The following is an 18,988-nucleotide window of genomic DNA, read 5'->3' as shown; positions in this document are numbered from 1 at the left end:
CGGCCTCGTACCGGCGCTGTCGCAGTGAACGCGATAGCGCGTCACGATTCCGCGCTACGGCGCTGCGGGGCGCGCCAGCGCTGTGGGTCCAGCATGCGCAGGCCGCCCTCGGCGGGCACCCATTCGTTCAGACTCCAGGCATCGTCGCGCCACTGCATGCGGTTGACCCAGGTCAACTGCGGCACGGTGATCACACGACCCATGCGCAGATCCACCTCGAGGGTGCACGGGGAGGCGACCAGATAGCGCGCACCGCTTCCGTCCGGCGCGGGCAGCCGATGACAGACCTGGTCCGCGGCCAATTCGAGGTCGGCGGCCATCACCATCCCGATGGGCAGCAGGCCGACGCGGTCGGCGTTGACGACCACCGCCACCACCGTCCATTGCCGGAAGGCATCACCGCCGACGGCGTCATCATCGGCCTGATCAGCGCGCATGGCACCGGCGGTGAGACGACTCGCCACCGGCGGCTGTGACGGGCCGCACGCGAGAACTCTGGTCGCATGCTCACCCGATCCTGTAGGGCCACCGCTGTTTTCGGTGCTGTACATCACGCCCCCTTGCGCAGGTTCGAGTGACGATCGAACCGCCGGGGTCTGGAGCGGAAGTAATTCAGCCCACCCGGATCGCTGAAAAATTATGAGTAGGTGTGGAACCGAACCTCGTTTATTCTATCGCTGTAGTCTGTACACCGATGTAAAACTCGTTGTCGCGCAGTTAAACTCACCACACACCGGTCGGTATGCGGTTTCGACTTCCCCTCTCGGGTCTGCTCGGGTCACCGCCGTATCCGGTTCGGTCGTCGCGGGAGGCCATTGGCTTGTGCGGCACGCAACGCGATAACTTGGACAGGTGATGAACGATTCCGTAGCTGTGACGGTTGGAGCATGGCGCGCAGGTGACGGGACCGCGGTGCCGTTCCGTGGGGCAACGGTGGCATGGGCTCTGGCCGCGCATACCGAACTGGCCGAAACCGCAACCGGGTATGGACATTTCGTCACTGTGAACGAGTTGGCCGAGCGCGTGCAGGAGGTGTCCGGTGTGCACACCGAGGCTCCCACCCGCACCTGGATGGATGCCATTCTGCGCAAGGTGGCCCGGCGCTGCCACCGCGCGGGCGAGCCGCCGCTGCCGTCGCTGTGCGTGAAGCAGAACCACACGGTCGGGGACGCCTACAAGTATGTCCTCGAGCTGGCCGGGCTGCCGATTCCGGAGGATCTCGAACTGCATGCTGCCTATGCCCGTTGGCAGTGCTACCAGTTCTACGGCGCCGCGATTCCGGCCGACGGAGGTGTGCCGCCGCTCACTCCGAAGGTTGCCGCCAAACGCCGCATGACCATGACCACGGTGGCGCCCGAAGCCCCGCCGGAGCCGGTGCGCGCGCCGGTCTGCTCGCAGTGCTTCATTCAGCTACCCGTGGGCGGCACCTGCTACTTCTGCGCCTGAACCTCACCGGACCGCAACCACGCTGGGGCGGTTAGGGATTGACGCCGCCGTCCGGCAGTGGGTCGGGCATTTCCTCCAGGGCGGCGATCTGGAGATGGATGAAGGCCGCGATTCGATGCCGGGCCGCCACGGACAGCCGCTCGAGGTCCACCGCCGCCAGCGGATTCGCACCGAGCGGCAGTGGTTCCGGCGGCTCCCCCTCGGCCTCCCCCGGAACAACCTCCAAATGAGGACGCTGAGCCGACATCGGAGACTCTGGCTCGTCCGGGTCGGCGGCGGCGACGGCTGTTCGCACCATATCGTGACCATAACCCCTCCGTGACCCGGGCGGGAGCCGTTGGCGCACTTGAGCCTTCGCTGTGCGCAAGCTCTGGAGCGGAGGTAAAAGAAGTCAGACCGGACGGCTCGCGATGGCGTAGAGATCGCGGGCGGGACCGGTGGGGCGCTGCCCCCTGGGCCACACCGCGCGCAGGTCCCGATGCAGGTCCAAACCGGTCACTTCGGGCGATACCAGCACGCCCTCGGCCAATTCCCGCGCCACCGCCAGCGAGCTGAGCACCGCCGGGGCCATGCCGTCGGCGACGGCGGTCTTGATGGCCGTGGTGGAGGACAGTTCGAGGGCCACGGTGGGTTCCCAGTCCGGAATAACGCGAGTCATGGCTCGCTCGAACGAGATTCGGGTGCCGGAGCCGGATTCCCGGTAGATGAGCGCCGTTCCCGCCAGCTCCTGCGCGGTGACAGCACCGCCGCGCGCCCAGCGATGTCCGGCACCCACCACGACCACCAGGCGATCACGCGCCACCCGATGACTCTCCAGCTCAGCGGGGACCTGTGGGCTCTCCACAAAGCCGATTCCGGCACGACCGTCCAGCACTGCGCGCACCACCTCGGCCGAATTCCCGGATTCCAGGGCAATGGAGGTGTCCGGCATGCGAGTGCGCAGGGCCATCAGCCATTTCGGGAACAGGTATTCGGCAATGGTCTGACTGGCCGCCACGCGCAGCCGCGAATCCCGCTGTGCCCGCAGGGTGTCGATGCCCGCATCCAGCCGAGCGGCCGCATCGACCACATCCCGCGCCCACTCCGCGATCAGCGCCCCCGCCGCCGTCGGCCGCGACCCCAGCGTGGTCCGCTCCAGCACCGGCATCCCCACCAATTGCTCCAGATACCTGATCCGCGAACTGGCCGACGGCTGACTGATCCCGTGCGCCTTCGCCGCCCGCCCCAAACTCCCCAGCTCGATCACCGAGAGCAGCAGATCCAGCGCGGCAAGATCGGGCACCCGAGGTGATAGCGACATAGATCAACCCTATGTGCCACCACCGCAACGGCCCACCGCCACGCCACGAGTGACACCTCCGGCCGCACCCGTCGAACTGCCTACGTCCCGGCCGCACCCGTCGAACTGCCTACGTCCCGGCCGCACCCGTCGAACTGCCTACGTCCCGGCCGCACCCGTCGAACTGCCTACGTCCCGGCCGCACCCGTCGGACTCGGTGTCGCACCCGCATCACGCATGCGTCCGCACAGGTTCGGTGCCCACGGCGGAGGGGCTGCGGTCGATTCGCACCGTCCAGCCGGGTATCGCCCTGACTCGGGGAGCGGCAGCTATCCCACGCACAGGTTCGCTGCCCACGGCGGAGGGGCTGCGGTCGATTCGCACTGTCCAGCCGGGTATCGACCTGGCTCGGGGATCGGCGGCTATCCCAACTGTGCTGCTACCCGGGCGATTACCGGCTGCCACGAATCCAGCGATTGCACCGTCAGACCGATGACTTTGCCGGCGTCGTCGGCGCGGCGCAGGGCCAAGGCGGCGGTGAAGTCGGGGTCGGCTTCGAAGGCGGTGATTTCCTCGGAAGTCATAGGCCCACCCTGGGCGATGAGCGTGCGCTGACTGGACGAGGAGAGGGCTGCGGTGTGAACCGCATCGGTGGCGGCGAGGTAGCGCTTGGCGGTGACGTGCAGTTCGACCAGCCGAGCCACCCGGGGGCCGAGGAAGCCGCGCACGGCGTCGGCGCCGTGACGGCCGTGCCCGGCATCGTCACCGGGGAACAGCACGTGGCCGATATCGTGCACGAGCCCGGCGACCTGGAGTTCCTCATCGTCCGGGAACTGCCGGCGCAGCAGTTCGGCGCACTGACGGTCATGGTCGAGAATGTCGACCGGGTCGCCACTGCGGTCGGGCATGTCCCAGGCGTCCTCGCACTCGGCCAGCAGGGTCATGAGGTCCTCGACCGTTGTCATAGTCGTCACCCGATCCACTGTCGGGGACGATCGTGAACAGCGCATGACAGCCGCGGGTCAGGCGCCCGCCCGCCCTGCGGACGGCCCGCTCAGGCGCCGGCGCTGAGCCAGTCGGCGAACATATTCGCGGTTTCGTCGATGAGGCGGTCCGGGTCGAGGCCCGGCGGTGGTTGCAGCGCGATCCGAAGGCTCGCGGCCAGGCCCGCATTCACCATGACGAAGGCGCGGGTGTCGAGTTCGTCGTCGGGGCGCGGACCGAGTTGCTGCAGCAGATACGCGCGGGTGAGCAGCAGGAGCCGGCGTTCGAGTCCGCCGAAGCCGATGCCCGCGACGGTGGCCTCGGCGGCGAGGGCGCGCACCAAACGCTGACGTTCTGTGAGTGCGCGCATGATCACGCGCAGGCTGCCGGCAACCGATTCACGCAGCGGCAGGCCCAGACTGCCGAGCACCGCTTCGGTGAAGCATTCCTCGAGTTCGGTGAGCAGCCGTCCGCGCAGAATCTCGACAATGGCGGCCTTGTCGTCGAAGTAGCGGTAGAGCGATCCGATGCTCATATGCGCGTGCGCGGCGATGAGATTGGTGGAGGTTTCGGCGATTCCGAATTCGGCGAAAAGCTGAGCGGCCGAGTCGAGAATCCGCTCCCGGGTCTCCCGTGCGCGCTCCTGACTCGGCTTCTTGCGCCGGACAGCGGGTGTTTCAGCCATGAGCGGCCCGCCGCCGCAAAAGTGAGTAGGAAGTGAGCATCTACTCACCTTACGCTTCGGATATGACCAGCGGTAAGGTTCCGGCGACCATGGAAGTCGCTGCGGCAGGCGCGATTCCGACCGAATTCCGATACTGGGAGCGGCGCGGCGATCCACGGGTCCAGCGCGCCCGCCGCGCCTGGCGCACCGTGTTCCGCTTCGATCCACAGCCGTCCGACGAGCTGGTACGCACCTTCGGCGAGGCCTACTATCAGGCCGATCCGGTGGCGGAGGCGTTTGTCGACGAGGTCTACCTCGGAGACATCGGGCCGAAAGCGGGCCGCGCCCTGCTGGATCGGGCCCTGGCGCACGGCATCGACTCGGTCCCGGACCCGCCGCCGACGCTCATCCGCCTGTTCGAGGAGTTCGAATCCGCCCCGGACTGGCTCGACCCCGATCTGGTCGCCCAGGGCGCCACGGTGTTCCGCCGCTGGGGCACCTCGGTTTTCAGCTTCGCGACCACCAGCACCCTGGAGATGTACTCGGAGAGCTCCATCACCAAACCGCTCTCGTACGCGGGCGGCTACGCCGGGGACAAGGCGCACAAACGTCAATTGGAGACCGTCCGCTTCTGGATCGACGTCTCCGAACCCGGCGGCCTCGCCCCGGGTGCACGCGGGCGGCAGACCGCCATGCGGGTCCGGATCATGCACGTGTTCATCCGCCGCAAGCTCATGCAGCGCCCCGAATGGGATTCCGCCGCCTGGGGTGTGCCGATCAGTATCGGCGATGCCACCCTCACCCTCATGGGCGGCAGCGTGGTGCCGGGTCTGGCGCTGTGGAGCATCGGACATCAGACCACGATCCGGGAAATCGAAGCGACACTGCACTTCTGGCGCTATGTGGGTCATCTGCTCGGTGTGCAGCCCGCGTGGTATCCGCAGAACTTCCGGGAGTCGGTGCAGCTCATGTTCGCGGCCTTCGTCAAGCGCGCCCATACCGCGGGCGCGGATGGCGAGGAGCTGGTCGAGTCCTATCTTCCGGCCTTCGCACCGAAGCCGAATACACCGTGGCCCAGACGGATTCGTGACGAGTTCAACTACCGGGTCCAGATCGGCTACACCGCGTTCTGGCTGCCCCCGGCTACCTACGCGCGTCACCGGATGCCGCGCCGCTTTCCCTGGGTGCTGCATCCGATCGTGCAGGCGCCCCTGGTCTTCGGCGCGGAAACACTGCGCCGCACCGTTCCCGGACTCGATGCGGTCGCCGACCGGGTGCAGCGCCACCGCCGAGAACAGTGGTACCGCAATGAAGTCGGCGACCGGGATGCCGAATTCACCCCGGTGGAAAAGTTCCGCCGCTAGCGGGGTCAGCGCTTCTCGATGCGGGCCGGTGGGGGCTCGACGGTTCCACGGCTCCGCAGATACGACTCCATCGCATCCAGATCGATGGGGCCGACCAGGGTATCGCGACTCTGGGTGAAGACCGAGAAGCCGTCACCACCGGACGCCAGGAAGTTATTGGTCGATACCCGGTAGAGCGCAACGGGATTCAGGGACTGGCCGCCGATGTGGACGCTGTCGGCGATCACCTTGCGGCCCTTGGGCGCGGTATCGGAATAGGCATAGGTAATGCCCGCCACCGACAGCACGCCGGGCTTGCTGACATTGTCCCACTGCTGTTCCAGCAGACTCAGGATCTGCTGGCCGGTGAGCGCGACGGCGACGACCTGGTTTCCGAAGGGCTGCACGGTGTACGCCTGCTCGTAGGTGATGGCGCCGCCGGTCAAACCCGCCCGCACCCCACCGGGATTCATGAAGGCGGCCACCACCTGCTGCGGCGCCATGGCCGCCAGCATGGAATCGGCGATGACATCGCCGAGCGGGGAATCCCCGGCCGGATCCGGCGCGCTGGGCAGCGGTGCGGTGGCACTGCCGATGACTCGATCGGCACGCGATTTCACCTGTGCGGCAAAGAAATCGACCAGCTTGGTCGCTGCCGGATCGGGCGCGATATCGCGGGTGACAACCCGGTTCACCGCTTTCGCATCGACCGTCCCGTCGTGGAAGCGCAGGGTGATATCGGTGATGAGACGGCCGAAGGACGAGGCCTGGGTGACCACCTTGCCGTTGATGGTGCAGTTGTAGGCCTGATGACTGTGCGCGGTGAGCATGACCTTGACCGCCGCATCGGTGCGCTTCGCCAGATCCGTGACGCCGGGATCGATTCCGGCACAACCGTTGTAGTCGATCTGCGCGCCGTCCTCGCTGTGTTGCGCGCCGCCGTCGTGCAGCAGCGCGACAATGGTCTCCGCACCCGCCGCCTTCATTTCCGGGACGTATTTATTGATGGCATCGGGCTCGTCGCCGAAGGTGTAGCCCCGAATCCCCTCCGGCATCACGATGTGCGCGGTATCGGGCGTGACCGTACCGACCACACCGATCTTGTGCCCGCCGATGTCGAGCATGGTCCACGCCTTCAGCCCCGGCGGCAGCTGACCGTTGCCGTCGGTGACATTGGCGGCCAGATACGGAAACTTGGCTCCGGAGAAGGGATCTCCCGGCGAGCAGCCGTCGGCGGCGCACCCGCCCTGCTGCAACCGCCGCAATTCCTGCACACCGTGGTCGAATTCGTGATTGCCCACCGAGGAGGCGGCCACGCCGACGGTATTCATGAAGTCGATGGTCGGCTCATCGTGGAACAGCGCCGAGATGAGCGGGCTGGCGCCGACATTGTCACCGGCGGACACGATCGCGTCGGCCGGATACGCGGCCTTCAGCTCGGCCAGGTGCGCCGCGAGATACGCGGCGCCACCGGCCTGGTAGTCGCCGATCTTGCCATTGCTTCCGCTCGGCGGCTGCAGATTCCCGTGCAGATCGTTGATGGCGAACAGATGCACCTCACCCGGCTGGGCCGCCGGCAGGTCATTCGTCGAAATCAGCGGTACCGCACCGGGCTTACCGCCCGGTGCGGCATTGTCACCGGAGCCGCAACCGGCCACCAGCGCCACACTCAGCAGTGCCGCGCACATCCCCAGGATCCGTCGACCGGTCATAGAGCTCGACTCTGACAGACCCTGTTGGCTTCCGCGCGACGACCCGGTGAATTCCTCAGCACCCCGCGGACGCGCCGCGCAAGCAATTGCGGCGCGAGCCGACAGCCGGTGCGCGGCGCTAGCTGCTCGAGGCTCCGGCGAACGGGGTCACTGCGGGGATGTACGGGCGGCGATTCGGGTGCTGCCACAGACCCTTTCGCTCCAGGATCGGCAGCACACCCTCGCCGAACCAGTACGCCTCCTCCAGATGCGGGTAACCGGAGAGCACGAAGTGGTTGATGCCGACCTTCGAGTACTCCACCAGCCGCTCGGCGACCTCTTCGTGCGAGCCGACCAGTGCGGTGCCCGCGCCGCCGCGGACCAGGCCGACGCCCGCCCACAGATTGGGCGCGATCTCCAGCCGGTCCAGGCTGCCGCCGTGCAGCTCCACCATGCGCCGCTGGCCCTCGGACTCACTGCCGGCGAGGCTGGCCTGCACGCGCGCGATATCGGCGGGATCGATGCCGGCGAGCAGTTTGTCGGCGACGCCCCAGGCCTCCTCGGAGGTATCGCGGGAGATCACGTGAATCCGCAGGCCGTAGTCCAGCTTGCGGCCGTGATCCACGGCCAGGCCGCGAATCCACTCCAGCTTGCGGCTCACGGCGAGCACCGGCTCACCCCACGTGAGATAGGTGTCGGCGTAGCGGGCCGCGACCGGACCGGCGGGCGCGGAGGAGCCGCCGAAGAACACCGGCGGCACCGGATTCGGCCGATTGCTCAGCAGCGCGTTCTCGACCCGATAGTGCTCGCCGGTGAACGAGAACGGCTCCTGCGATTCCCACAGCGACTTGACCACGTGCAGGAATTCCCCGGTGCGGGCGTAGCGCGTCTCCTTGTCGGCGAAGTCGCCGTAGGCGCGCTGGTCGGCCGGTTCGCCACCGGTCACCACATTGATGAGCAGCCGCCCGTCCGAATGCCGCTGGAAGGTGCCCGCCATCTGCGCCGCGAGGGTGGGGCTCATGAGCCCGGGGCGCAGGGCGACCAGGAACTTCAGCGTGTCGGTGGTGCCCGCCAGCATGGCGGTGGTCAGCCAGGCGTCCTCGCACCACGAGCCGGTCGGGGTGAGCACACCCTCGAAACCGTTCGTTTCGGCCGCTGCCGCAACCTGATTGAGGTAGTGCAGGGAGGCCGGGCGATCACCGGACATGGGCGTTCCGTGCCCGCCGACCACGAGGCCGCGGGAGTCACCGGAGGTGGGCAGGAACCAGTGGAAGGTCAGGCTCATCGAAGAATCCTCACGAGTTGAAGCGGTCGTTGAAGCGGGTGTCCACGTAGTCGTTGATATTCACCTTGCCGGGAATGAGTTTCGCGGCGCTGAAGGCATCGGCTACGGACTGCTCCTCGGAAATCGTCGGGGCGTCCAGCGGATGATGCTCGTAGACCCCGCGCTGCACGGCCACCAGACTGACGTCGTAGGTGAGGCCGGTGAGAGTCGACGACTGCTTGGCCCACTGCTCGGGATTGGCCTTGATCCACGCGTGCGCCTTCTGGATACGGACCAGCAGATCCCGCAGCGCCGCCGAACTGGCCTTGTTGTCCAGCGCCTTGGTTCCGGCGACGAAGAAGCTGTCGCCGCGCACATAACCTTCACCGTCCACCAGCACCCGGCTGCCCGCGGCCTGGGCCTGCGCCACATACGGATCCCAGACCGCCCAGGCATCCACCGCACCGGTGGACAGCGCGGCCAGCGCATCGGCGGGCTGCAGATACTGCGGCTGGATATCGGAGAAGCTCAGACCGTTCTTGGAGAGCACCGAGAGCAGCTGGTAGTGCGCCGAACTGCCCTGCGTCACCGCGATCTTCTTGCCGCGCAGATCCTTCGGATCCTGCAGCGCCGAGCCCTTGGGCACCAGGATGGCCTGGCCCTTCACACCGGACGAGTACGAGGCGATGATCTTGATCTGCGATTTCGCGGCCGCCGCGAACACCGGCGGGGCATTGCCGACGCCGCCGATGTCCACGGACCCGGCATTGATGGCCTCCAGAATCGGCGGCCCCGCGGTGAAGGTGGACCAGTTGAGCTTGTACGGCAGGTCCTTCGTCTGGCCCGAGACCTCGAGCAGGGCCTGCAGGCCGATGCCCTTCTGATCGGCGACTCGCAGCGTGACCTGTGACAGATCAACCGAGCCGTCCGCATTCACACCCTTGTTGTTATCGCTGTCGCTCGACCCGCAGGCCGCGGTGACGAGGGCAGCGGTGACCGCAACGGCGGCGAACAGGCGTCTGGTGACGGTGTTCATGTCAGTGATCAGTTCCTTCCGGAGTCACGCCGAGTTCGGCGAGCAAGCTTGTGCGCAGTGCGAGGAAGTCGGGATGGTCGCGGCGGCGCGGTCGCGGCAGATCGATGCGCAGTTCGCGGGCAATGCGCCCGTCTGCCAGCACCAGGGCCCGGTCCGCGAGCAGCAGCGCCTCGTCGACATCGTGGGTGACCAGCAGGACACCCGGCCGATGCCGAGCCCACAGCTCCAGCACGAGATTGTGAATAGTGATGCGGGTCAGGGCATCCAGTGCACTGAAGGGTTCGTCCAGCAGCAGCAGATCCGGGTCGCGCACCAGCGCCCGCGCCAGCGAAGCCCGCTGTGCCTCACCGCCGGAGAGGGTCAGCGGCCAGGCGTCGGCGCGGCCGGTGAGACCGACCTCGGCGAGCGCGGCCTGTCCGGCGGCCTTCGGATCCTGGTGTCGCAGACCGAGAGTGATATTGGCGGCCACCCGTTTCCACGGCACCAGCCGCGGCTCCTGGAAGGCGACGGCGACCTCGCCGGGCACCGAGAGATCACCCTCGGTCTCCCGGTCCAGACCCGCCAATGCCCGTAGCAGCGTGGACTTTCCGGATCCGCTGCGCCCGAGCAGCGCTACGAATTCGCCGCGCTGGATATCGAGATCGAGACCGTGCAGTACCCGGCGGTCGCCGAACTTCCTGACCAGTCCGCGAACCCGGGCCGCGCCGATTACGTTCCCAGGAAGCTGCGTCGCCATGACAGTGCCCTCCGTTCGATCAACCGGACCGCCGAATCGGTGACCAGGCCCAGCAGGCTGTAGACCAGCAGGCCGACCACGATCACATCGGTGCGCAGGAATTCGCGGGCGTTGTTGATCATGAAGCCAAGTCCCGCATCGGCATTCACCTGTTCGGCGACGATCAGCGCCAGCCATGCGATGCCCAGGGACTGGCGCAATCCGACCAGCGCCTGCGGCAGCGCACCCGGCAGCACGATGTGCCGGACCAGGCCGAAGCGGCCGAGCTGCTGGACCTGTGCCAGCTCGGCGAGTTTGCCGTCGACGCTGCGAATGCCGGCGAAGGTATTGAGGTACAGCGGAATCGCCACACCGAAGGCGACCAGCACGATCTTGGGCAGCTCCCCGATGCCGAACCACAGGATGAACAGCGGGATGAGGCCGTAGAACGGCAGCGTCCGCAGCATCTGCATGGGCGGGTCGACCAGGTACTCACCCACCCGGCTCAGTCCGGCGGCCAGCGCCAGCGCCAAGCCGATGACGGCGCCGATGACAAAACCGATCGCCGCTCGCTGCAGCGATACCGAGAGTGCGGTGGTGAGCGTGCCGTCGGAAATGAGATCGCGGGTCGTGCGGACCACCGTCGCCGGTGAGGCCAGTTTGCGTTCGGACAGCACGCCGGTAGCGCTGGCGAGCTGCCAGAGCGCGATCAACACCAGTGGACTGATGAGCCGCGCCCAGGCTATGGGCACACGCGGTAAGCGTGCAAAGCGCAGGCGGGCCGGGATAGGCCTGGCCTGCACGGCAACTGAAGACACGGCAGACACCTCGGGCGTTGGGGACGGGGACCGACGGCGGCCGAGCCCTCGACCGCCTCGTTCGAGCCTGCCGGGATCCGCACCGGTCGTCACCCCTTGAAATCCGTGTGATTCTTGATCTACTCCAACCCGCGACTGCCACAATGGAGCCGCGACGACCAGCCGGGGGCGCTATGAAACAGCCGGGGGCGCTATGAGCAGTCCGCATCAGCCGATCGGCGTCGGATCCCGGTTCGGGCCGTATCGGCTGGACAGGTTGATCGGGCGCGGTGGGATGGGCGAGGTCTATCAGGCCTATGACACCGTCAAGGACCGGACGGTCGCCATCAAGGTGCTGCCCGAACGACTGGCTCAGGATCCGGTGTATCGGCAGCGTTTTCAGCGGGAATCGCATGCGGCGGCCCGGCTGCGCGAGGCGCATGTCATTCCGATCCACGACTACGGCGAGATCGGCGGCCATCTCTACATCGATATGCGCCTGGTCGACGGCGACAGTCTGCGCGCGCTGCTGCGCAATGCCGGGCCGAGTTCACCGGAGCGCTCGGTGGCGCTCGTCGAGCAGATCGCCGCCGCGCTGGACGCGGCGCACGCCGACGGTCTGCTGCACCGCGATATCAAACCGGACAATATTCTGCTCACCCATGACGGCTTCGCCTATCTGGTGGACTTCGGCATCGCTCAATCCGTCACCGACCCCTCCCTCACCAGGGACGGCTCCGCGGTCGGCTCGTTCTACTACATGGCGCCCGAGCGCTTCGGCTCCCGGGACCTGACGCCCGCCACCGATGTGTACGCGCTGGCCTGTGTGCTCTTCGAATGTCTCACCGGCAGTAGGCCGTTCACCGGGGATACGGATGCGCAGATCATGCGCGCGCACCTGTTCGATCCGATTCCGCAGCCGAGCCGGGTGCGCGCCACGGTTCCGGCCGCGTTCAATCCGGTGATCGCGCGTGGTTTGGCGAAGAATCCCGGGGAGCGCTATCGCACCGCGGGTGAGTTGGCCACCGCGGCCCGCAGCGCGCTCGAGGCAACCGGCTCGGCGGCGACTGTGCCGACAAGTACTGGGCCGCAGCAGGTTACGCAGATGTCCGAACCGGTGGGTTCGAGCGCACCGACCGGGCCGGTCGCGCCGACGGGGTCGGACGAGCCGACGAACCGGACCGGTGGGAGTGGTACGCCGGGCTCGGCGAAACGCCGCGGGCGGGCGCGCCGTTTCGCAGCATTGGCCGGTGTACTCGTATTGGTCGCTGCCGCACTGGGTTTCGCGGGCTGGGCAGCGCTTTCGGGCGAGAAGAAGGGTGTGGCGGTCGCGAACGACACCGCCCTGCAGGCGCCCGATATAGCGTTGCTCTCCCTGCTCCCCGGGGCAGCGTACAAGCGCCACAATTGCCGGCACGAGGCCGCGGACTCCAACTCGACCGCCGTCTTCTACTGCGATGCGAATCCCTCGGCCGCCGCTCCCGCAGCACGCTTCTGGCGCTTCCGCAGCACTGATGCGCTGCACGACTACTACAAGACCATCGCGCTGGGCAGCCTGCACGGCGCCTCCTGCCCCGGTGATCCGCCCGGAGTCGACGCACCCAGCATGATCGACGGCAAGGAAGCGGGCCGCAAAACCTGCCTCACGAACAAGGCCGAAACCCCGAACGCGCCGAAACCCACCCTGATCCTGACCAATGACGCCGCCGCGGCCATGGCCGTCTACATCTGGGACACCCCCGCCGACACCCCCTTCCGGGACTACCGCGCGAAAGTGAACGGCGGCCAGTTCCGCACCCCCGACAACGCCCAAGACCCCGACCAATTCACCCCCGCCGACCGCGACCTGCTCGCACACACCGGCGACGGCTACCGAGCCGTCAACTGCCGCCACAGCGATCCCCCCGGCAGCCTGGCAACCTCCATAGTCGACTGCTCCACCAAACTCGGCGCCCCCTCCGTCAGCTTCATCGGCCTCCCCGACCACCACACCGCAGACGTCCTCTACCAAGCCGACCTGGGCCAATTCCCCGGCCGATCCTGCAGCGGCACTACCGGATCCGACGACGTCTGGCGCAAAGCCAACGGCACAGTAGTAGGCCGCTACTTCTGCTTCACCGACACCACCTCCACTCCCCCCATGCCCTGCCTCCTAGCCGTCCACGACGACCTCCACCTCCTGGTCGACATCTGCGCCCTCCCCACCGACAGCCCAGAAAACGGCCCCAAATCCGACCCCACCCTCCTGACCTGGTTCCAACAGGAATTCGCCTCGTAACCACACCACCGCGCCCCAACCATCAACGCCCTTCCAGCCACTGGATCAGCACAGGAAAGTCACTGCACCGCAGCCCTTTCCACGATTCAACGCGGTAAAGCAGAGCCCGGCTTCCATAGTTGACCTCATGCGCCCAGGTTGTAGCCCACACGAGCTCACACCCAAGTGCCGAGAGCAACGGTCCAACTCCAGGATCAAGCCGAGCCAACTGCGGCGATGACACGTTGCCCAGGTTCGTGAAGCCTTCGCGTCCCACAGCCGTCTAACCTCTGGCAAGCTTGATCATCAGGAGCCCAAACAACCAGCGACACAGCCGAACACGGCCAGTATCCCGCAGGCGGCGGGGTTCCCAGGCCCGGTTCAGTGAACGAACCAGGCGACAAACCGAAGGGGAGGTTCAGGCGAGTGGATCCAGTAACGATGATTGCTGCGGCGATCGCGGCTGGCGCAGCAGCAGGACTGACCGACACAACCAAAAAGGCGGTCACCGATGCCTACCAGGCAGTCAAGGCGCTGATCAGCCATCGCTACCAGACTGTCGACGTGACCGTGGTCGAAGCAGACCCACTCGTACCCGGCTGGCGCGCAGTCCTCGCCGGGGAACTCACCGACACCGGCGCCGCCAATGACCAGGAAATGCTCACTGCGGCCTGGCATTTACTGACCCTCATTCAAGAACAAGCACCGCAAGCCGCTGAGGCTATCGGGGTGCAATTGCGGCGCGTCGAAACCGGCGAACTCGAGATCAGCGACATCACCTCCACCGGCAGCGCCGTCGTCGCCGAGGACACCAAAGTCCAAGGCACACTCAAGATCATCGGAATCCATGCAGGCAACACGGAGCCGCCCCACCCTCACAGCCCGCGGCGATAACCGAGACCCCCGCCGCCGCCCCTGCCCAACACGCGCGGCTCATCGTCGCCTCGAACGTCTCCGTCGGCCGAGACTTCATCATCCAAGTCCTCACCGACACGACAAACCCCGGCCATGCGCTACCCTCCCGGCCTGCCGGGAGAGTGATTCACGGCGAGATCCCGCAACAGCCACCACATTTCGTATACCGCACCGAAGTCGCCCGTGTTCGCGCAGCGCTCGATGAGTCGCGCGTGGCGGCGGTCATCGGGATGCGCGGGACCGGAAAGAGTCACCTCGCGGCAGCCCTGGCACGCGAGAATATCGACACCACACACGGGCTGGTGGGGTGGGTCAACGCCGATACCATGGAAACCGCAGTGACCGGACTGGCCGAGATCGCCGACCTGTTGGGAGTCGCCGACCCCGAAGGCGATTCGGCAGTATCGGCACGACAGCTCCGAAACCACCTGTCAGGTTCGCGAGAACCCGGATTGCTGATCTTCGACAACGCGGGCGACCCGGAACAGATCCGACCACTGCTACCTGTCGCCGGCCGCACAATGGTCCTGATCACCAGCACCGACCGAGCCTTCAACCAGTTGAGCAAGACGATCGACCTCGTCGGTTTCACACGCCCCGAAGCAACCCACTACCTGCAGGAATCGACCGACCTGGCTGATCAACAAGGTGCGTACACCCTCGCGGAGCTGCTGGGCGATCTCCCTCTCGCGCTGTCGACGGCCGCGGCGACGATTACCGGCCGTCACCTCACCTACGCGCACTATCAGCAACTGCTCAATGCACGATCACTACCGGAAGTGCTCAACCGCAAAGCCGGCCAGGATTACCCACGGTCGGTGGATCAGGCGATCCTGTTATCCATCGACACCATCGAAACCCCCACCGGCGAACCCCAACTGGACGCTACAGTCGCGTGGCTGCTGGGTGTGATGGCAATGCTTTCGCCGGCAGGCGTACGCCGCGACGTACTGCCCGACCGAGCCGAACGACTCGATCAAGCTTTGGAGCGGTGCGAGCGAGGTTCGCTCCTGTCGTGGTCGACGACCGGTGACACCATTGCCATGCACCGACTCACTGCCAGGGTCCTCCGTGAACGCGCCCAATCCGCCGGCACGACAAACGAACTCATCGCCAATGCACTCGACGTCATCGATACGCGCTCGTTCGAACCCGATCAAGCATGGGCACGCCGAGAAGAAGGTGCTCAACTGGTTGACCATATCGCCGCGATATGGGACACCGGACTCATCGAGCTCACTGATCCGGCGCTCACTCAGCGCGCATTGCAGGCGCGGGGCTGGGCCGTGTGCCAACTGGTCGAATCCGCTGATATCACCCGATCACTGTCCGTCGGGCGGGGCGCCCTCACGGACTTCGAGCGCATCCTGGGTCCCGACCACCCCGACACTCTCAGCTCACGCAACAACCTCGCCTTCGCCTACAGGTGGGCCGGGCGCCTCGAGGAAGCCATCACCCTCTTCGAAGCCACCCACGTCGACCGTGAGCGGCTGCTGGGGCCCGACCATCTCGACACTCTCAGCTCGCGCAGCAACCTCGCCTTCGCCTACGAATCGGCGGGGCGCCTCGAGGAAGCCATCACCCTCTTCGAAGCCACCCTCACCGACCGCCATCGGATCCTCGGACCCGACCACGCCGACACCCTCAGCTCCCAGCTCAACCTCGCCAGTACCTACCAATCGGCGGGGCGCCTCGACGAAGCCATCACCCTCTTCGAAGCCACCCTCACCGACTCTGAGCGGCTCCTGGGCCTCGACCATCTCGACACCCTCCGCTCACGCAACGACCTCGCCAACGCCTACGAATCGGCGGGGCGCTTCGACGAGGCCATCACCCTCCACCAAGCTAACCTCAGCGACTACAAGCGGCTCTTCGGACCCGACAATCCCCACACCCTCAGCTCGTGCAACAACCTCGCCTTCGCCTACGAATCGGCGGGGCGCCTCGAGGAAGCCATCGCCCTCTTCGAAGCCACCCTCAGCGACTACAAGCGATTTCTCGGACCCGACAACCCCGACACCCTCACCTCCCAGCACAACCTCGCCAGTACCTACCAATCGGCGGGGCGCCTCGACGAAGCCATCACCCTCTTCGAAGCCACCCTCACCGACCGCCAGCGGCTCGTGGGTCCCGACCACCCCGACACCCTCAGTACAGGCAACAACCTCGCTGGCGCCTACCGATCGGTGGGTCGAATAGACGAAGCCATCACCCTTTACCGGACCACCATCAGCGACTCCGAGCGGATCCTGGGTCCCGACCACCCGCACACCCTCAGCTCACGCAACAACCTTGCCAGTCTCTACAATTCGGTGGGCCGAACAGACGAAGCCATCACCCTCTTCGAAGCCACCCTCGCCGACCGTGAGCGACTCCTCGGACCCAGCCACCCGCACACCCTCACCTCACGCAACAACCTCGCTGGCGCCTACGGATCGGCGGGCCGAATAGACGAAGGCATCACCCTCTTCGAAGCCACCCACAGCGATTGCGAACGGATCTTGGGGCCGGACCATCCGATTACCCGCGCAATCCAGGAGAACCTTGCCTCCATACGTGCTGACCGCAACGTGGAGGAGTGAGCGATAACTTCAGACTTCGAAAATGCCGCGTACCGCGCTGGCTGAACCGGCCGTACGGCACGCTCGAAAGATCGATGGGCTCAGGTCATTGTCGGACTCTGGTCTCCTTACGCAGGCGAATCGTGCGCGGACCTGGCGATGCGCATACCAACACGGGGCGGCGGAAAGTCAACTGGCTGCGGCGATCCGAGACCGGGCGATGCACGCGCAAGGTGGCGCGCGAGCGATCCTCTTGTTAGGGGTCACACCATTGAGGTGCCTGAAGTTCTTCGGACAGTGGCCCAATCTAGAATTGGGTGACTGAACGGAGTGGCTTGTGGCGCAGAGGAAATCGCGGAAATTCAGCCCGGAGTTTCGAGAGGCGGCGGCTCGGGAAGTGTTGGTCGGGGGGCGGTCGTTCACCGATGTAGCGCGTGATTGCGGGGTCACCGAGCAGACGATCCGAAATTGGGTTCATGCGTGCCGGACCGAGAGCGGCGAGGCCGAGTCGGACCTGTCGACCGATGAACGTGGGCGGTTGCGGGCCTTGGAGGAGGAGAACCGGAAACTCCGGGAGGAGAACGAGTTCCTGGGAAAATCGGTGGCCTTCTTCGCGAAGAAGTACCTGTAGCGGCGAAATATGCGTTCGTTGCCTCCGAAGAAGGCCGCCACACGATCGTCGACATGTGCCGTTGGGCCGGGGTATCACGGTCGGGCTATTACGCGTGGCGTGGTCGGGAACCCTCGGCCACCGACCGCTGTCGAGATAGGTTGAAGACCGAGGTCCGGTCTTGTTTCAGCCATTCCGACGGCACCTATGGGTACCGGCGTATCCATGCGGCGCTGGCCCGCCGCAAAGTGCTGGCCGATCCGGGCACGGTCCGAAAAGTTATGCGTGAGCTGGGGTTGGTGGCCTGCCAGCCGCGCCCGTTCCGGCCTCCACCACCATTTGCGGCCGACTGTGCCGACCGGCCGGACCTGGTTCGGCGCGATTTCACCGCTACCGCGCCGGCAGTCAAACTCGTCGGCGACATCACCTACATCCGCACCCGCCAGGGCTGGCTGTATTTGGCGACCGTGCTCGATTGTTTCTCCAAGAAAGTCGTCGGATATGCCATGGCCGAACACATGCAGACCGAACTGGTCGTGGAGGCGTTGACCATGGCGGCACGCAATCTCCCGATCCGCGCCGGAGAAACAATATTTCACAGCGACCGCGGTACCCAGTATCTGTCTGCCGAATTCCTCAGGGCCGTCCGTAAACTCGGCATCCGGCACTCCGTGGGGCGCACCGGAACCTGCTTCGACAACGCCTGGGCGGAATCGTTCAACGCCACTTTGAAGAACGAACGTGTCCACCGCACCCGATACCGGACCCGCGAACATGCTCGCCGCGATATCACCGCCTATATCGAATTGCGGTACAACCAGATTCGACTCCACTCCGCGATTGACTACCACACACCGAACGAAGTAGAGTCCGCCTGGTTCGAACGGAGCAGAACGGCCTGAGAGATCAAACCCTCACTGTCCGAGAACATTCCAGCCCCTCACCATCAATAAACGTCGTCTGGTCCGAATTGCGGCGGCGAGTATGTATTGGCGATCCGGGTGATTCGCAGGGATGGGTTTGTTTGGGTAGCCGCGTTGTCGATTCCTGTACCCGAGTACAGCGTCAGCTCGGTCAGGGTGGAAAGTGTTGGCAGCGTTATCGAATCGCCGTGTAGATCGAGAGTGAGGGATTTGAGGCCGGGAACCTCGCAGAGGGCGTCGATATGCTCGATATCCACCACGGACAGAATGAGGTGCCGGATCGGCGTACCGCGTAGCTGCCTGAGATCTACACGAGCAGGTCCGCCCAGCGGGAGCCGATCCCAAGAGCGAGTGTGACCTTCCAGGGCCAGTGTGAGTAGCCCGAGGTCCATGCTAAATCGGTAGTGAGCCGCCGACGACGAAGGATCGGTGCCGCGGCGGGTGCGACGCTCGACTCCGAGCCCGAGAGAACCTGTCGCCATACCGGGCTCAGAAGGTCCCAG

18 protein-coding genes are annotated in these 18,988 nt (G+C 66.0%); 7 read left to right on the top strand and 11 right to left on the bottom strand.

The window, feature by feature from the left end; all coding sequences use genetic code 11:
* Window positions 1–41: 41 nt before the first annotated feature.
* Window positions 42–551: a hypothetical protein gene (locus OG326_RS10035; RefSeq protein WP_327144346.1), complete on the bottom strand. Its 510-nt coding sequence runs from the start codon at window positions 549–551 to the stop codon at window positions 42–44.
* A gap of 322 nt (window positions 552–873) precedes the next feature.
* Between OG326_RS10035 and OG326_RS10030 the strand changes: the two genes are divergently transcribed.
* Window positions 874–1,446: a hypothetical protein gene (locus OG326_RS10030; RefSeq protein ID WP_327144345.1), complete on the top strand. Its 573-nt coding sequence runs from the start codon at window positions 874–876 to the stop codon at window positions 1,444–1,446.
* Between the two features lie 31 nt (window positions 1,447–1,477).
* On the opposite strand, the gene OG326_RS10025 is transcribed toward OG326_RS10030, so the two are convergent.
* From OG326_RS10025 to OG326_RS10010, 4 genes are all read right to left on the bottom strand, one after another.
* On the bottom strand, window positions 1,478–1,744 hold the full coding sequence (locus tag OG326_RS10025) for a hypothetical protein (protein ID WP_327144344.1): 267 nt from the start codon (window positions 1,742–1,744) through the stop codon (window positions 1,478–1,480).
* A gap of 93 nt (window positions 1,745–1,837) precedes the next feature.
* Entirely contained in the window at window positions 1,838–2,746 is a 909-nt protein-coding gene (locus OG326_RS10020) for a LysR family transcriptional regulator (protein ID WP_327144343.1), read from the bottom strand.
* Between the two features lie 401 nt (window positions 2,747–3,147).
* On the bottom strand, window positions 3,148–3,690 hold the full coding sequence (locus OG326_RS10015; RefSeq protein ID WP_327146428.1) for an HD domain-containing protein: 543 nt from the start codon (window positions 3,688–3,690) through the stop codon (window positions 3,148–3,150).
* Window positions 3,691–3,779: 89 nt separating this feature from the next.
* Entirely contained in the window at window positions 3,780–4,394 is a 615-nt protein-coding gene (locus OG326_RS10010) for a TetR/AcrR family transcriptional regulator (RefSeq protein ID WP_327144342.1), read from the bottom strand.
* A gap of 62 nt (window positions 4,395–4,456) precedes the next feature.
* Between OG326_RS10010 and OG326_RS10005 the strand changes: the two genes are divergently transcribed.
* Window positions 4,457–5,737, top strand: coding sequence for an oxygenase MpaB family protein (locus OG326_RS10005; protein WP_327144341.1), 1,281 nt, complete (start codon window positions 4,457–4,459; stop codon window positions 5,735–5,737).
* A gap of 5 nt (window positions 5,738–5,742) precedes the next feature.
* On the opposite strand, the gene OG326_RS10000 is transcribed toward OG326_RS10005, so the two are convergent.
* From OG326_RS10000 to OG326_RS09980, 5 genes are all read right to left on the bottom strand, one after another.
* Window positions 5,743–7,428: a bifunctional metallophosphatase/5'-nucleotidase gene (locus OG326_RS10000; RefSeq protein WP_327144340.1), complete on the bottom strand. Its 1,686-nt coding sequence runs from the start codon at window positions 7,426–7,428 to the stop codon at window positions 5,743–5,745.
* 118 nt (window positions 7,429–7,546) lie between these two features.
* Window positions 7,547–8,692, bottom strand: a complete 1,146-nt coding sequence (locus OG326_RS09995) for an LLM class flavin-dependent oxidoreductase (RefSeq protein ID WP_327144339.1) — start codon at window positions 8,690–8,692, stop codon at window positions 7,547–7,549.
* 10 nt (window positions 8,693–8,702) lie between these two features.
* On the bottom strand, window positions 8,703–9,707 hold the full coding sequence (locus OG326_RS09990) for an ABC transporter substrate-binding protein (protein WP_327144338.1): 1,005 nt from the start codon (window positions 9,705–9,707) through the stop codon (window positions 8,703–8,705).
* Between the two features lies 1 nt (window position 9,708).
* Window positions 9,709–10,443 (bottom strand): ABC transporter ATP-binding protein, encoded by a 735-nt coding sequence (locus OG326_RS09985; protein ID WP_327144337.1) that lies wholly within the window; start codon window positions 10,441–10,443, stop codon window positions 9,709–9,711.
* Window positions 10,416–11,174: an ABC transporter permease gene (locus tag OG326_RS09980; protein WP_327144336.1), complete on the bottom strand. Its 759-nt coding sequence runs from the start codon at window positions 11,172–11,174 to the stop codon at window positions 10,416–10,418. Before OG326_RS09980 ends, OG326_RS09985 begins: the two co-directional genes overlap by 28 nt.
* A gap of 259 nt (window positions 11,175–11,433) precedes the next feature.
* On the opposite strand from OG326_RS09980, the gene OG326_RS09975 reads away from it, so the two are divergent.
* From OG326_RS09975 to OG326_RS09960, 5 genes are all read left to right on the top strand, one after another.
* Entirely contained in the window at window positions 11,434–13,497 is a 2,064-nt protein-coding gene (locus OG326_RS09975) for a serine/threonine-protein kinase (RefSeq protein ID WP_327144335.1), read from the top strand.
* A gap of 405 nt (window positions 13,498–13,902) precedes the next feature.
* Window positions 13,903–14,370 (top strand): hypothetical protein, encoded by a 468-nt coding sequence (locus tag OG326_RS09970; protein WP_327144333.1) that lies wholly within the window; start codon window positions 13,903–13,905, stop codon window positions 14,368–14,370.
* Window positions 14,371–14,729: 359 nt separating this feature from the next.
* Window positions 14,730–16,973 (top strand): tetratricopeptide repeat protein, encoded by a 2,244-nt coding sequence (locus OG326_RS09965; protein WP_327144332.1) that lies wholly within the window; start codon window positions 14,730–14,732, stop codon window positions 16,971–16,973.
* 316 nt (window positions 16,974–17,289) lie between these two features.
* On the top strand, window positions 17,290–17,583 hold the full coding sequence (locus tag OG326_RS42995) for a transposase (protein ID WP_442790935.1): 294 nt from the start codon (window positions 17,290–17,292) through the stop codon (window positions 17,581–17,583).
* The gene (locus tag OG326_RS09960) at window positions 17,550–18,464 is read left to right on the top strand and encodes an IS3 family transposase (protein WP_442791017.1); all 915 of its coding nucleotides are present in this window, start codon (window positions 17,550–17,552) and stop codon (window positions 18,462–18,464) included. The genes OG326_RS42995 and OG326_RS09960 overlap by 34 nt, the downstream gene beginning before the upstream one ends.
* Before the next feature lie 44 nt (window positions 18,465–18,508).
* Here OG326_RS09960 and OG326_RS09955 read toward each other — a convergent pair whose 3' ends face one another.
* Window positions 18,509–18,742: a hypothetical protein gene (locus OG326_RS09955; protein ID WP_327144330.1), complete on the bottom strand. Its 234-nt coding sequence runs from the start codon at window positions 18,740–18,742 to the stop codon at window positions 18,509–18,511.
* Window positions 18,743–18,988 lie beyond the last annotated feature (246 nt).

The organism is Nocardia sp. NBC_01327 (assembly GCF_035958815.1).
In the GTDB taxonomy this organism is placed as follows: domain Bacteria; phylum Actinomycetota; class Actinomycetes; order Mycobacteriales; family Mycobacteriaceae; genus Nocardia.
Note: the sequence above shows the minus strand (reverse complement) of the source record. Positions and strands in the feature narration are given on the sequence as shown.

Bases quoted from the DNA above. Each gene is read 5' to 3' on its own strand.
- OG326_RS10010 (WP_327144342.1), bottom strand. From the start codon at position 4,394: ATGGCTGAAACACCCGCTGTCCGGCGCAAGAAGCCGAGTCAGGAGCGC.
- OG326_RS10020 (WP_327144343.1), bottom strand. From the start codon at position 2,746: ATGTCGCTATCACCTCGGGTGCCCGATCTTGCCGCGCTGGATCTGCTG.
- OG326_RS09990 (WP_327144338.1), bottom strand. From the start codon at position 9,707: ATGAACACCGTCACCAGACGCCTGTTCGCCGCCGTTGCGGTCACCGCT.
- OG326_RS09975 (WP_327144335.1), top strand. From the start codon at position 11,434: ATGAGCAGTCCGCATCAGCCGATCGGCGTCGGATCCCGGTTCGGGCCG.
- OG326_RS10035 (WP_327144346.1), bottom strand. From the start codon at position 551: ATGTACAGCACCGAAAACAGCGGTGGCCCTACAGGATCGGGTGAGCAT.
- OG326_RS09985 (WP_327144337.1), bottom strand. From the start codon at position 10,443: ATGGCGACGCAGCTTCCTGGGAACGTAATCGGCGCGGCCCGGGTTCGC.
- OG326_RS10025 (WP_327144344.1), bottom strand. From the start codon at position 1,744: ATGGTGCGAACAGCCGTCGCCGCCGCCGACCCGGACGAGCCAGAGTCT.
- OG326_RS10000 (WP_327144340.1), bottom strand. From the start codon at position 7,428: ATGACCGGTCGACGGATCCTGGGGATGTGCGCGGCACTGCTGAGTGTG.
- OG326_RS10005 (WP_327144341.1), top strand. From the start codon at position 4,457: ATGACCAGCGGTAAGGTTCCGGCGACCATGGAAGTCGCTGCGGCAGGC.
- OG326_RS10015 (WP_327146428.1), bottom strand. From the start codon at position 3,690: ATGACAACGGTCGAGGACCTCATGACCCTGCTGGCCGAGTGCGAGGAC.
- OG326_RS09995 (WP_327144339.1), bottom strand. From the start codon at position 8,692: ATGAGCCTGACCTTCCACTGGTTCCTGCCCACCTCCGGTGACTCCCGC.